This is a genomic window from Rhizobium sp. Root1203 (assembly GCF_001424945.1).
Classification (GTDB): domain Bacteria; phylum Pseudomonadota; class Alphaproteobacteria; order Rhizobiales; family Rhizobiaceae; genus Rhizobium.
On sequence record NZ_LMCW01000056.1, the window covers coordinates 148673 to 162482 of the forward strand.

General features: G+C 58.1%; 12 protein-coding genes. 7 read left to right on the forward strand and 5 right to left on the reverse strand.

Features of this window, described 5'->3' with window-relative positions; genetic code table 11:
* Positions 1 to 95: 95 nt before the first annotated feature.
* Together ASC97_RS28875 and ASC97_RS28880 are read left to right on the forward strand one after the other, a co-directional pair.
* Positions 96 to 1394, forward strand: a complete 1299-nt coding sequence (locus ASC97_RS28875) for an MFS transporter (RefSeq protein WP_057471760.1) — start codon at positions 96 to 98, stop codon at positions 1392 to 1394.
* Between the two features lie 14 nt (positions 1395 to 1408).
* The gene (locus tag ASC97_RS28880; protein WP_244481616.1) at positions 1409 to 2311 is read left to right on the forward strand and encodes a dihydrodipicolinate synthase family protein; all 903 of its coding nucleotides are present in this window, start codon (positions 1409 to 1411) and stop codon (positions 2309 to 2311) included.
* 11 nt (positions 2312 to 2322) lie between these two features.
* On the opposite strand, the gene ASC97_RS28885 is transcribed toward ASC97_RS28880, so the two are convergent.
* On the reverse strand, positions 2323 to 3087 hold the full coding sequence (locus ASC97_RS28885; RefSeq protein WP_057471762.1) for a FadR/GntR family transcriptional regulator: 765 nt from the start codon (positions 3085 to 3087) through the stop codon (positions 2323 to 2325).
* A 135-nt stretch (positions 3088 to 3222) separates the two neighbouring features.
* Here ASC97_RS28885 and ASC97_RS28890 point away from each other — a divergent pair, with 135 nt between their 5' ends.
* Positions 3223 to 4950 (forward strand): IlvD/Edd family dehydratase, encoded by a 1728-nt coding sequence (locus ASC97_RS28890; RefSeq protein WP_200959560.1) that lies wholly within the window; start codon positions 3223 to 3225, stop codon positions 4948 to 4950.
* A gap of 672 nt (positions 4951 to 5622) precedes the next feature.
* On the opposite strand, the gene ASC97_RS33665 is transcribed toward ASC97_RS28890, so the two are convergent.
* The 4 genes from ASC97_RS33665 to ASC97_RS28905 all read right to left on the reverse strand — a co-directional run bounded on the left by ASC97_RS33665 (position 5623) and on the right by ASC97_RS28905 (position 9420).
* Positions 5623 to 5940: a response regulator transcription factor gene (locus ASC97_RS33665; RefSeq protein WP_274534185.1), complete on the reverse strand. Its 318-nt coding sequence runs from the start codon at positions 5938 to 5940 to the stop codon at positions 5623 to 5625.
* Positions 5941 to 5953: 13 nt separating this feature from the next.
* Entirely contained in the window at positions 5954 to 6601 is a 648-nt protein-coding gene (locus tag ASC97_RS28895) for a helix-turn-helix domain-containing protein (RefSeq protein WP_057471763.1), read from the reverse strand.
* A gap of 1451 nt (positions 6602 to 8052) precedes the next feature.
* The gene (locus tag ASC97_RS28900) at positions 8053 to 8421 is read right to left on the reverse strand and encodes an ArsR/SmtB family transcription factor (RefSeq protein WP_057471764.1); all 369 of its coding nucleotides are present in this window, start codon (positions 8419 to 8421) and stop codon (positions 8053 to 8055) included.
* Positions 8422 to 8550: 129 nt separating this feature from the next.
* Positions 8551 to 9420, reverse strand: coding sequence for a LysR family transcriptional regulator (locus ASC97_RS28905; protein ID WP_057471765.1), 870 nt, complete (start codon positions 9418 to 9420; stop codon positions 8551 to 8553).
* Between the two features lie 411 nt (positions 9421 to 9831).
* Between ASC97_RS28905 and ASC97_RS28910 the strand changes: the two genes are divergently transcribed.
* From ASC97_RS28910 to ASC97_RS28925, 4 genes are all read left to right on the forward strand, one after another.
* A complete protein-coding gene (locus ASC97_RS28910) occupies positions 9832 to 10065 on the forward strand; it encodes a hypothetical protein (protein WP_057471766.1) in 234 nt (77 codons plus the stop codon).
* 122 nt (positions 10066 to 10187) lie between these two features.
* Positions 10188 to 11651, forward strand: coding sequence for a phospholipase D-like domain-containing protein (locus ASC97_RS28915; protein ID WP_057471767.1), 1464 nt, complete (start codon positions 10188 to 10190; stop codon positions 11649 to 11651).
* Between the two features lie 95 nt (positions 11652 to 11746).
* A complete protein-coding gene (locus ASC97_RS28920) occupies positions 11747 to 12556 on the forward strand; it encodes an endonuclease/exonuclease/phosphatase family protein (protein WP_057471768.1) in 810 nt (269 codons plus the stop codon).
* 204 nt (positions 12557 to 12760) lie between these two features.
* Positions 12761 to 13780, forward strand: coding sequence for an alpha/beta hydrolase (locus ASC97_RS28925; protein WP_443216791.1), 1020 nt, complete (start codon positions 12761 to 12763; stop codon positions 13778 to 13780).
* Positions 13781 to 13810 lie beyond the last annotated feature (30 nt).

Here is a 13810-nt window from a genome sequence, read left to right on the forward strand (position 1 = left end):
AAGCAAAACGTAACTTGAGAATCAAACATCATATGTTAAACGTATGATGTTTGATGAGGCCGGATGCAAGGGGCGTTCGGCCGGGGAGGAGACACATGGCACACGACAACAATGCCGAGGCGATCCGGCGGATAAACTTTCGCATTCTACCTTTCCTGATGGTTCTCTACCTCGTCGCCTACATCGACCGGTCGAACATCTCGGTGGCCGCCCTTGGAATGAATGCGGAGCTGCAGCTCACCGCACAGATGTATGGACTTGCCGCGGGCCTTTTCTTCGCCACTTACATCGTCTTCGAAATTCCGAGCAATATTCTCCTTACCAAATTTGGCGCGCGCCGATGGATCGCGCGTATCATGATCACGTGGGGGATAGTGGCAGCCGGTATGGCATTCGTGACCTCCGCCCACCAGCTGTACGGGATGCGACTTCTCCTGGGTGCTGCGGAGGCGGGATTCACGCCGGGCATCATCTACTATCTGGCGAAGTGGTATCCGTCGCGCGACAGGGCGAACGCCATGTCGTTCTTTTATATCGGTGCGGCACTTGCATCCGTCATCGGGTTGCCGCTCTCCGGGCTGCTTCTGAACGCCCACGGCCTTCTGGGTATGTCCGGCTGGCGCTGGGTCTTCCTGATCGAAGGTATTCCCGCGATCGTGCTTGGCTTTGTCGTTCTTCGCTTTCTGCCCGACCGTCCGTCAGATGCGGCGTGGTTGACGCCTTCCCAACAGTCGGGTCTTGAAAGGACGATTGAACTGGAGCAGGCGTGGGCCCCGGTCTCACACAATGCTGCGTGGCATGCCGCCTTCACCAACGGCCGCGTGTGGCTCCTTGCGGTATTCTGGTTGCTGCAGGCCTTCGGAACGATCGGCATCACGCTCTTTATGCCGCTGATCGTCAAGAACCTTTCAGGGGGCGGAAATCTTGCCGTGAGCCTGCTCTCGGCCCTGCCGTTCCTTGTCGCCTGCGTCTTCATGTTCTTCAATAGCCGGCATTCCGATGCACGGGGCGAACGCGCGCTTCACATGGGTGTTCCGCTGGCTCTTGCCGGCATCATGCTGCTATGCGCCGTCTATGCCGGCAATGCTTATCTGTCATTTGCGCTCATCGTGCTGTCGGTCGGTTTGAACTGGGCTGTCATCCCGATCTTCTGGGCGGTGACGACCGAACACGTCTCCGGCGTCGCCGCGGCAGTTTCCATTGCGCTGATCAACGCTCTGGCGAATGTGGCCGGTCTGGCTTTGCCCCCGGTGATCGGCTGGATCAAGGACACGACCGGCAGCTTTGACGTGGCGCTGACACTGGTTGCGTCGGCGCTGATCGTCGGCGGTGTCCTGGGTATCGCGCTCGGACGGCATAGAACGAGCCAAGTCGCTCAATTTTCCGGTCGATGAGGGAGGGAAAGCCTGTGATTTCAGACGCAGCAAATCTTCACGGCATCCATGCAATCCTCTACGCATTCTTCGATCGGGACGAACGGCTCGACCGGAATGCGATGCGCCGGCAGACGGAGCTGGCGGTCGATGCCGGCGTACACGGCCTTGCGGCGCTGGGTCTTGCAACGGAAGTGGCGAAGCTCACCGAAGCCGAACGGCGCACGGTCATGGACTGGCTTGCCGAAGACAATGCCGGCCGGCTGCCGTTGGCGTTTACGATCTTCGGCACTTCGGTGGGCGAGCAGATAGGGCAGGTTCGTCATGCGGAGAAGAGCGGAGCCGATTGGATCATCATCCAGCCTCCGATCGCCGGCACCTTCGGCGCGCAGGAATACATCGACTTCTTCGGCCGCGTCGCGGATGCGACCCATCTTCCCGTGGCCATACAGAATGCCCCCGCCTTTCTCGGGCGGGGATTGAACGGCGCGGATATCGCTGCGCTGACTACAAAACACAGCAATATTCGCCTGCTCAAGGCCGAGGGCTCGGCAATCGACGTCAAGGCCCTGATGGATACGATCGGAGGCAGGGTGCCCGTCTTCAACGGAAGGGGCGGCCTTGAGCTTGTCGATGGCCTGCGGGCTGGATGCGGAGGCTTCATCCTCGCTCCCGATGTGATCGACTACGCCGTGCGTGCCTACAACGAATATCGCGCAGGAGACGTAGACAACGCCGAGTTGACCTACGCCATGATGTTGCCGGCGGTCACCGCGATCATGCAGGGGATCGAACATCTCATGTGCTATGGCAAGCGGCTGTTTGCAGCGCGCGCGGGACTCGAGGTTTTCGACCGCGCGCCGGCCATGCGTCCGACGTCATTTGGAGAGGAAATCGTGCGTATCCACGCCGAACGGCTGGGGCGTTTCGGGCGGTGAAGCTCGATCCGCTATTCTGGCATCGCGCCCCTCTTGGAGCGATCCCGGTGCAGTTTCTGCACTTCCTGCCCCTCGTTCAGAAGCTTGATCATCTGACGTCGCGCAGCGTCAGGCTGCCCGCTCGCGATCGCCTCGTAGACGTCCTGATGCCACTTGATCCAGCGTTCGTCATCAGCAGGCGTTCTCTCGAGGCCGACGTGAAAGATGTGTCTCAATGCAGCGGAAATCAGCGCTCCGAACGCCTGAAACAACACATTTCCTGTCGCTGCCAGGATCGCGTTGTGAAACGCCAGGTCGTGCTCGATCTTTTCCTCGATGGTGCTCGCAAGAGCCATGCCGAGAAGGGCGTGCTTCATGCGCTGAAGATCCTGAGGGCTCGAACGGTCGGCTGCAAGCTCGGCCGCAGTCGGCTCGAACGACGCTCTCAGCTCGTAGAGATCCGCACTCGCCTGCTCGGCCTGGTTCCGGCTACCCAATCTCCACGCGAGAACCTGGGGATCCAGCAGGTGCCAGGAACTGGGATGCGTGACGCGGGTGCCGCTACGCGGTCTGCTGTCGATAATGCCTTTGGCTGAGAGGATCTTTACTGCCTCCCGGATCACTGTCCGTGACGTGCCGAACTCCGCGCTCAAATCCTGCTCGGTTCCGATGGACGCGCCGAAGGTCAACGCACCTCCGACAATCCGTCTGCCCAGCGTTTCAACAACGGCGTCATGGAATCGTTCACGGCCAGGACCTGCACGGCCATCGCCCAATCCGGTGCTCGCGCTTGTCATTTTTGCAGTCCCCGTCTGTCCCGATAAACGCTCTAAGCTGTTGTGACAAACCAATCAAGACGGCTTGGCACTTGACGTCCGATCAATCCGTAAAATATATAACAAATAGCATAATCATCATACAAATAGGAATCAATGGTGTTGAAGGTCAAAATGCAGCGGCGGTCGCAAGCCTGGTTCGGAGGAATGGACAAGGACGCCTTCATACACCGGTCCTGGATGAAGAATCGTGGACTGCCTGATGACGCATTCGACGGGCGCCCGATTATCGGAATATGCAACACCTTCTCAGAGTTTACACCCTGCAACGCGCATTTCAGAGAACTCGTCACGGACATCAAAGCCGGCGTGCTTGAAGCGGGCGGGCTACCGCTGGAATTCCCGGCATTCTCCTGTGGCGAATCGAATCTGAGACCGACGGCGATGCTGTTCCGCAACCTGGCCTCGATGGATGTGGAGGAGGCAATCCGCGGAAATCCGATGGATGGCGTCATTCTGATGGCCGGTTGCGATAAGACGACGCCCTCGCTCCTCATGGGTGCCGCAAGCTGTGACCTCCCGACGATCGTGATTTCAGGCGGGCCTATGCTCAACGGGCACTACCGCGGCAAGACCATTGGATCCGGCACCGACGTATGGAAATTGTCTGAAGACGTTCGCGCGGGTGTGATGAGCCCGCAGGAATTTATGGAAGCCGAAAGCGCGATGTCGCGCTCGGCCGGCCACTGCATGACGATGGGAACTGCTTCAACGATGGCGTCCATGGTCGAAGCGCTCGGGGTTGCCCTGCCCACGAACGCGGCATGGCCGGCGGTGGACGCGCGCCGTGCAAGGCTCGCCCGCATGACGGGGCGTCGGGCGGTGGCAATGGTCGACGAAGACCTTCGCCTTTCGAAAATATTGACGAAGGAGGCGTTCGAGAACGCCATCCGCATCAACGGCGCGATCGGGGGTTCGACCAATGCCGTGGTTCACTTGCTGGCAATCGCCGGTCGCATCGGCGTCGATCTGACGCTGGAAGATTGGGACCGGCTCGGCAGGGACGTGCCGACCATTGTCGATCTGATGCCATCTGGCCGGTTCCTTATGGAGGATTTCTGTTACGCCGGAGGTATTCCAGTTGTCATGGCAGAGATTGCGGATCTGTTGAAACTCGATGCTTTGACGGTGACGGGGCGCTCCGTGGGCGCCAATATCGAGGGTGTCGTGAACTACGGTCCCGAAGTCATCCGCAGCCGCGACAATCCCCTCGTCGAAAGCGGCGGCATTGCTGTTCTCAGGGGCAATCTCGCGCCCGATGGAGCCGTACTGAAACCATCCGCCTCCTCCCCACATTTGCTTTCGCATCGTGGCCCGGCCGTCGTCTTCGAGAACATCGAAGATTTCCACGCGAGGATCGATGATCCCGAGCTCGACGTCGACGAGAACTCGATCCTTGTGCTGAAGGGGGCGGGGCCGCGTGGCTATCCCGGTATGGCGGAGGTCGGAAACATGGCTCTTCCGAAGAAATTGCTCGCGCGGGGCATTCGCGACATGGTGCGGATATCCGATGGCCGCATGAGCGGCACTGCCTATGGCACAGTCGTGCTGCATGTGTCGCCGGAGGCCGCGGCCGGCGGCCCACTCGCCCTCGTGAGAACCGGCGACATGGTTTGCCTCGATGTCGAAATGCGAACTCTGACGCTCGAAGTCTCGGACGACAAGTTGGCTGAGCGGCGGGCGAATTGGAAGGCGCCTGAACCGGCCATGGCCACCGGCTATCAGAGTCTCTACGTGAAGTCCGTCATGCAGGCAAACACGGGCGCAGATCTCGATTTTCTCGTCGGTTGCCGCGGTGCTGCCGTGCCGCGCGAGAGCCACTGACAGGCCGAGCCAAGTCAGAGTACCCAAGCGAAGTCAGCACTCCGAAACAACGGCTTCTGCTGGGCATGGCGAACGCTTTAGTTTGCCTCAGACTATTGCGGAGAATTCACTGGACGCCGTTCAGCCTTTGGACGAGCGTTGCCACGCACGGTAAGCCTCTCTGTGCCCCTCCCGAACGGGGTCGTTGCACATCCGTCTCTCCATCCAGCTCGAGAGACGGGTGGTTCGCTCTAAATGCCAAAAGCGGCACTTGGCAATCCTTGGGGAGATTGATGGGAGAAAAGGTCGAGCACGCAGCCACCCATTCATGGGTTGAGGTCCATATCCCTGGGGTCAGTTGGGTCGGTTTCGATCCTGTCGACAAGCGCTATCCCGATGTGCGTCATATGCGTGTCGCCGTGACCGAGGCACCGGGTTGCCGCGAGTTTAGGGACGGTTGTCAAAGGCTGTCGGTTCCACCAAGCTTCCGTTGAAGCAAAAGCCGGTGGATGAATTCGGACCCGTACTCCAGTCGCCTCTCGTCGGATCGCAACACGATACCCTCGCGCCTATCGCAAGCGCTGCCACATCACAAATGCTCAGCACGTCTACCTCGTTTACATCAGTTGACCCGAGATGGAGGCTCCGCCAGCTCAAGGACCCGGTGGATGGCATTCATCAGCAGCGCGGCTTCTATCGGTTTCGATATCCAACCGGTTGCTCCGGCGGAACGAGCTTTGAGCTTGTACTCCCGTTCCGTCTCGGTCGACAAAACCAGGATGGGCAATGCTTTGAACCGTGCCGAATTGCCGACGCTTCTATGAGCTGGAGCCCGTCTAGCCGCAGCATGTGGACGTCCGTTATCAAGAGGTCCGGATTGACTTCCCCCAATAAATCCAGCGCCTCCTGGCCGTCCTTTGCCTGATAGACACTGAATGAGGTCAAGCCGAGCGAAAGGAGAATGAGGTTTCGAATTGTTCGCGAGTCATCGACTATCAATATTCGTTTCATGAAATCGTCTTAGCTATATGATGCGCAACCGGCAGGCCAACGCCACGGCCTGGGTTCTATTCGTCACGTCGAGTTTTCTGATTGCGGACTTGATGTAGGCGTTGATCGTTGCGGCTGACAGGTCGAGGATCATGGAGATTTCCTCGCTGCTTTTTCCAGCCGCCGTCCATCTCAAGCATTCAACTTCCCGCCTCGAAAGCGGCCGCCCTTGGGATGCCTTGAGCTCGAAAAAAGTATTCACGGCTGCCAGTGATCGTACGAAGGCGGTATGAATATTCCACTCGCCCGACGAAGCGCCGCTGAAAATCACAAGATACCGTGACCCGCTTGGATCATGCAGAGTGAAACCGCAAATCTCAGTTCCAATTTGAGGCAGGTCTACATCGCGGTTCAATCCTGAGTACAATGCGCTTGAGGGCGAGACGACGGGTAACGTCGTCCGGCGGCACCGATCCATGAATGAGCTGGCAAAGAACTGGTCAGACTGCCTGTATTTTCTAATCAGGTCATCTGGCCAATTGGTGGCGATCATATTCTCGAAGAAGCTCGTCTTGTCAGCCTGAGGGAACTGAAGCGCGACATAATATTGAAAGTTTTCGGCAGCACAGATCTCCATCATCTCATCGCCGAGCCGTGAGGACCTGTCCTCTTGAATAGCCATTACTATCGCCAACGGCGGAACCCCTGAACGAAGCTGACCTGATGCGTTGTCAGCATGTATGTGATGAAGTCAGCGGACGTAGCGCGTCGGCAGTCGCTGCATCGTATGTTGAAGTCCAAGTGGTTCTCCTCCAGTTTGTCGAGTTCATCTCGGGAATGCTGATGTCAGTACACAATCCTGTGATACGAAGCTCAGTTGGATATTGTTACAGGCGATGTCGGTAATGTTCGTTCGATGTCAGCCACAAGGTGAAATGCGGGCAAAGCACCAAAAATACCGCAGTGCCGACCCGCGAGCGACGCGACGCGGGCCGGCACCAGAAGTGTCTGCTGGGTGACGATGGCATCCTTAGTGGATGGACAGGGCGCATGCGGCAATGCGACCTAAGCAGACACTTTTTCCGAACGTCTCAACGCGTATTTTCGATCGCGTACTTGAGGGGCACACCACTCGAACGCAAACGCATGGCGCATCGTTTTTGAGAGGAATCTCGGCTTGCAGAATCTCACCGTCAGGCTATTCCAGCTAGCAAACAACGCATTTCCCCCGGCGTTTTGAGCGATTGTGAGCGGTTGAAGGAATTCTAATTTGCGGTTGATGCGCTGCAATACATCAAATTTGACGAGACGTTTTGTGGCCCTGCATTCGCGGCCCCGGCCCATGTCGCCTATCGCGAAACATCCATTCCCATTGCGATACCTACAGGGTTGTGCCCAGTAGGGGCGACCAGCGATGCGATCAGTGTCGACGCGCCTGGACGCTACAAGAAAGACGGTTTGTGGGCCGTGGAAATTGGCCCACGACACAAACATTGCTCTCAATTTAATTGATAAGATGCAATGGGATAGGCCAAGCGAGCCATTTGCGGTTCCGAGCCCTCCCGTAACGCCAGAGGCATTCCGCGACGAGGTGACCGGTCAGTTTTTGCAACGTTGGGAGCTTACATATGGGCGATATAGCGCGAGCGTGCCGAGTGAAGGGCCTCGGATATATGGCGGCGAACAAGCATGAATAAAACTCATCCAATTGAGTTTTATTCATGGAAGGCGGACGGCGATTAGGCCGGGCGACAGATCTCGCTCGGGGCCCCTACTAAAAAGCCGTGATCTGCATCCGAAACGACAAGGAGGACGGAGCGCAGGGAGCTATTTGAGTACGGTCCGCTTTGTCGTTTTTGCAACCAGTCTAAGTCGAATGTTGCGCCAACCAACGCACCTGGGTGCAGGACATGGATGTGAGAATTTCTCACGGTATCTCTGGAAGGCGGAACAATTGTGAAACGGGCTGCACCCTCTATGCCATCCGGCCGCAGCGAGAGCTTCTGTGTCAAGTCTTCCCGACGATACACTAAGACGATGGAAGACCTGTCAACGTGGATGCATCACGAAAAGCAGGCCATGATCGCCTCAAAAGGGCTAACTAAAATTCCGGGCTAGCTGTTCTCTTCAAACCTACGAGAGAGCAGACAACAAAGCGGCGTTCGCGTCGTGTGCCTGCAAGCTCGGTTCATCTTGAACGCCCGCCTCCACCGGTATGATGTCGCCCAAGCGTCCTCTGACCTCAGCCAGCGTCGCGTGGTCCACCTCATAGAATACCGTTTGCGATTGACGGCGGCCTCTGACCAGCCGACTTTCGCGCAATATGGCAAGATGCTGGGAAAGGGCCGATTGGCTGAGGCCAACGCGCCCGGCGAGCACATTGACCGAGAGCTCCCCTCGGGCCAATTCGTTTAGAACCAGCAGACGATTGCCATTGGCAAGTGCGCGAAGCAGCCTGGCAAGACTAAGCGCATCCATGCGAAATTCAGAATAACGTTCCATCGGCCTCTCTCTTGGAATTTCATGTTTGTTGGTTTTCCCGGCAAGGACAATTGTTTAAATCTCGTCAACGTGAGCTCAACTCACGATGGCAATAGCCGTCTTTGGGGCATATCGATGCGTACGACTCCTTCACGCGCCCTGGCTCGCGGTCCGTCGCACCCAGGAGGCAAAGTCCCTGATCTGCGGCTCGTGTCTGCGGGCTTGCTTGATGTTCATGAAATAGGATCTGCCTGATGGCATCCTCCCTTGATGCCAAAGGACTACCCGTCGCTTTGCAACGGCGCCCTCAGCGAGAAAATGAGGGACAAGGCCGATGCCCAGACTGTGCTCAGCCATCTCCAGGGCGAAAATGTAATGACTGGCGCCAACGAAGGAGGCGCCTTGAAGCATCTCCTTCCGCTGTACGAAATCTGCAAATCTAACCCAGTCTTCGCCGATCTTGCGATGGTCGAGATTGGTAGAAATCAGCGTACATCGGGGTTCGCATTTTGCGGGTGATCGGTCAGGCCCAGTCACCGCCACGAGCTCCTCGTCGAGGAGTTTCGTGCTCCAGAAGCCATCCTTTAGCGGTTCGTTCGTAAAGAACACGTCTGCGGTCGCGTCGCCTAGATCGGGGTCGTACGGCTGCATCTTCAACTGGATATTGAGATCCGCCAGTTTCGTGCATTGCTTGATACGGCGGATGAGCCATCCCGAACCGAAGCAGCTGCAAGCGGCAACTCGCAATACGCCCTGAGCGTCGCCGACGCTCTGTGACACCGAGCTCTGGATGTGGGAAAAAGCGAAACTCAGCGATTGGGCAAGGCGAATCCCGCGTTGGGAAAAGATCAGCTTTCTCCCATTCTTTTCAATAAGCCCTTCTCCGACCTGTATCCTGAGGTGGCGCAATTGGTGACTAATGGCGCTTGGCGTGATCGCAAGCTCCATGGATGCGCCTATGATCGATCCATGCCGGTAGACACATTCGAAAATCTGCAATGCCCTGATATTATAGTGCATTTCCGCATCCTGCCCGGTTGGCGCAAGCGGTCGCTTACGTTTGCCCAGTCCCTGTCTGGTGGACACGGGGGCGGCGTGAACAGCGATCACGTGGCTTGGTGCATGGCCAAGCCTGCGTCTTCGGAGGTGCGATATAACAGCAGTTTTCGTGGTCGACAATTGGGAGCAATGGTAATATCTTTATATTAGCTGGTATTATGCTGAATTCCTCTGATACTTTGGTCTTAGCGTGCTGTATTTCACGGCAGCGCACCTCCCAATTGACCTGCAAATCGCCGAAATTAGCCCTCCTTCGGGGCGAGTGCGGAGGATGCTTGAGTTTGGTTCATGTGTTGCTCACTGCGCGCGCGATATGCATTGAGAATATAACTAGACAAAATCCTTGCTACCGAACGATTTGGCGGAGATACAATGGCCGGTCTTGATATTGAAAGCTGGGCTTTTGCAGCCCACAATATCGTTTTGCATCAAGGGCTGAATCTGGCCAAGGCGGCCCAGGACCTCGACCATACGCGGTCCAAGAGGGTTGTGGAGGAGCTTCGGACTGTCATTACCGAGGCCATTATCGAGGCCTGTTCGTTCTCCCGGCCCAGCCAGTCGGATGCCGCGTTCGAAAAGGTTTCCCCCCAGTTCCAGTGGGTTTAGCCCGCGCGCCTATGTCGGAAGCCGACCGGATATGCACGGAAGAGAGATTTTGGGCGCCGTCGCTGACGTTTTATGGGTTCAGTAGCTTTTGCTAAGGATCTTCTCAGCTATATTTTCAACCCATGCTTTATCTCATATCGACCTATTGGCCGCATATTCTCTTCGTAGTCTCATTCGCCATGGGAACGGTGGCGGCGATTCACGCCACCATGACCAAGGAAGAGGTGCGCGCTGCCATCGGCTGGGTCGGCGTGATCGTGCTGTCGCCCATCATTGGTGCGGTGCTCTATGCCATTGCCGGCATCAATCGCATGCGCCGGGCCTCCCTGAGCCTCCGGCGCGATGCCTTGATCTCCGAGGCCGATCTGGACGAGCTGGAAACGTTCGACGCCAACGCGGAGCTGGTCATCAGCGGCTTTGGACAACGCTTCGCGGCCCTTCAGACGCTCGGCGACCGGGTGGCCCGCAATCCACTTGCCACCGGCAACACGATCGACATGATCGAGACGGGCGACGACTGCTACGCCGCGATGAAGGCGGCGATTGATGCTGCCGAGCGCAGTGTGCTGCTCGAAACCTACATCTTCGATCGAGACAGGATCGGGCTGCGGATTGCCGATTCCTTGATCGCTGCTGCAAAACGTGGCGTTGAAGTGCGGGTGCTGATCGACGCCGTTGGCGCCCGTTACTCGGTGCCCAGCATTCTCGGGCATCTCAGCGACGGCGGCGTGACCGTCTCGGTGTTCAATGGCAACGTCATCATGGGGCTGCGCCTTCCCTATGCGAACCTGCGTACGCACCGCAAGATACTGATTGTCGACGGCCGTGTGGCGCTGACAGGCGGAATGAATATCAGAGAGGGATTTACTCGCGAGGTGGCGGGCGAAAAATTTGCGCGCGATACGCACTTCCTGGTCACCGGTCCCGTCGTTGCCGATCTCTTCGACGTAGCTGCTGAAGACTGGCGCTTCACCACCGACGAGGAACTTACAGGGGACGAATGGCGGATTGCCGCCCCGGAGCGGGAACCCGGTGACCCCGTATTCATGCGGGTTGTGGCTTCAGGCCCGGACAGGCGGATCGAAACGAACCATAAGATGCTGATGGGCGCATTTTCCGTCGCACGCAAATCGATCCGGATCATGTCTCCCTACTTCCTGCCGGACCGGGAGCTCATCAGTGCCCTGGCAACAGCGGCCAGACGCGGCGTCGACGTCGATATCGTGGTGCCCGCCCTCAACAACCTTGTCCTCGTCGATCGGGCGATGACGGCCCAGTTCGATCAGATCGTAAGCAACTATTGCCGCATCTGGCGCTCAAGCGGGGCATTCAGCCACTCCAAGCTGCTGTCTATCGATGGTGCTTGGTCCTATGTCGGATCCTCGAACCTCGATCCAAGGTCGCTGCGGCTGAATTTTGAGATCGATCTCGAAGTTCTGAACGAGGGCTTCGCCACTGAAATCGATGAGCATATCGACGAGGTGATCAAGTCGGCTTCGCCGGTGACGCTGAGCGCGCTTCGGTCCCGGCCCTTCGCCGTTCGGCTTCTCGATAAGATACTCTGGCTCGGTTCGCCCTATCTTTGATCGCCATTTCCGGCGCTTGGCCGTGGCAAGTTTCCTTGCAGCGCCTATAATTGCTAAGCAGTCGATTTCATTCAACGGAGCGCCGGCAAACAGCGATGCATGCCAGAAAAGATAACCTGCCCGCCAGCATCCTGGCGTCTATCAGGAACCGCAAGAGACGTCTGGATGCAACGCACCCCGAGATAAATGCGCGCGCCGAAGGCACGCTCATCGCGTCTTATAATGTCCACAAGGGTGTCGGAAACGATCGGCGCTTCGATCCAGAGCGCACGAGCCGCGTCATCCACGAGATCGACGCCGATGTCATTGCCCTGCAGGAGGCCGACACCCGTTTCGGCGAGCGAACCGGTATTCTCGATCTGGCCAGACTGGAGCGAGAAACGGGCCTGCTTCCCGTACCCGTCAGCGGCATGGCAAAAGCCCACGGCTGGCACGGCAATGTCGTCCTGTTCAAGAAGGGGCTGGTCCGTGACGTCCATCAGATCAATCTTCCCGGATTGGAGCCGCGCGGCGCCCTGGTGGCGGAACTTGAACTCGAGCGGGGAGGTGCGCTGCGTATCATCGCCGCGCATTTCGGTCTGCTGCGGCATTCGAGGGCACAACAGGTAAAGGTCCTGGTCGAGCTGATGGCCGACAAGTCGGATACGCCGACCATCCTGCTTGGCGATCTTAACGAGTGGCGGCTTGGTGACCGATCTTCGCTGCATACATTTCAATCCATCTTCGGCCCGCAACCAGCCGCCGTGCCGAGCTTTCCGGCCCGGCTTCCGGTCCTGGCACTGGACCGCATCATGTCGAACCGCAAGGGCGTGGTCTCGGCTGTGCGCGCCCACGACACGCCGCTTGCGCGCGTCGCGTCGGATCATTTGCCGATCAAAGCTATCGTCACCCTCGACCAGACATAAGGCCTGGCAAGGTCGCAGCCGCCCGACCTGCCAAAGTTCCGGGTCGACAGGAATTCGGTCATGTCGATCTTTCGTCGCAGCGGGCAATCGCTCTTGACTCCGTTTGCAGTCGTGGCACGTTCTGCTCATCACGTCGACTTGCAGGGGAGTGGCATCTGAGTGTTTTGGGCTGGTAATTTTCGACGACATGCGAGGCGCCCGGGCTTGGCCTGGGTCCTGTGTCGTTTGCTCGCCGGAGGCATTGCTGTCGGCCTATCCGTTGCCGTTTTCCTGTCGCCGGCTGTCGCAGTTGATCAAGCCACGCAAACTGAGGCGTCGAAACAGCAGGTCGAGAAACTCCTGGGTCTCTGGCACCAGCACTATGCCGATGCAGCCAGTCTGAACGAAAGACGATCCGCGTTCGAACGCTTGATGGAGGAAGCGCCTGGCCCGTCGCGCGTGCAGATCAGGCACGTCGATGCCGGCGGTGTGGACGCCGAATTGATCTGGCCGGCGCGCCTTCATCACCCGATCGGCCGGCGCGCCCTTCTTTATGTTCACGGGGGAGGCTTCTACAGCGGCTCGCCGGATACGCACCGTGCCCTGGCCGGATCGCTTGCCAAGGCTACGTCGGCGGACGTCCTCCTGATCGATTATCGGCTGGCGCCGGAGTATCCCTATCCCGCACAGATCGACGATACGCTGACGGCCTATGGCTGGCTGCTCGACTCCGGATACGAGAACGACAACATCGTTATCGTCGGGGACTCGACTGGCGGCAATCTGGCGATCGAAGCTGTGCTTCGACAAATGCAGCTGAAGGGTCCGTTGCCGGCCGCCGTCATAGCCATGAGCCCGATCACCGATCTGTCGGCAACCGACAAGAGAACAGAAACGAACGAAGTCGGTGATCCGGTGTTGGGCATCCTTGCACTCGATGCTGCGAGCAAGAGATACCTTAAAGGCCTCTCGCCGAAGGATCCGAGGGTTTCACCCTATTATGCAGACATGGCGGGATTTCCGCCGTTGCTGGTGCAGGTCGGCACCGCAGATGCCTTGGGGGACAACGCGTTGCATTTCGCCGACAAGGCGCGCGTGGCAGGCGTCGACGTGACGACGCAGGTATGGCCCGGCATGGTTCATCAGTGGCAGCTGTTTCCATTCTGGCTCGATGACGCTCGAAAGTCGAACCAGAGCGCTGCCGATTATGCCATGCGGCACTTTGCCGATAAACCCAAACAATAGGATCAACTCGGCATTGCCCACCGCGGCAGC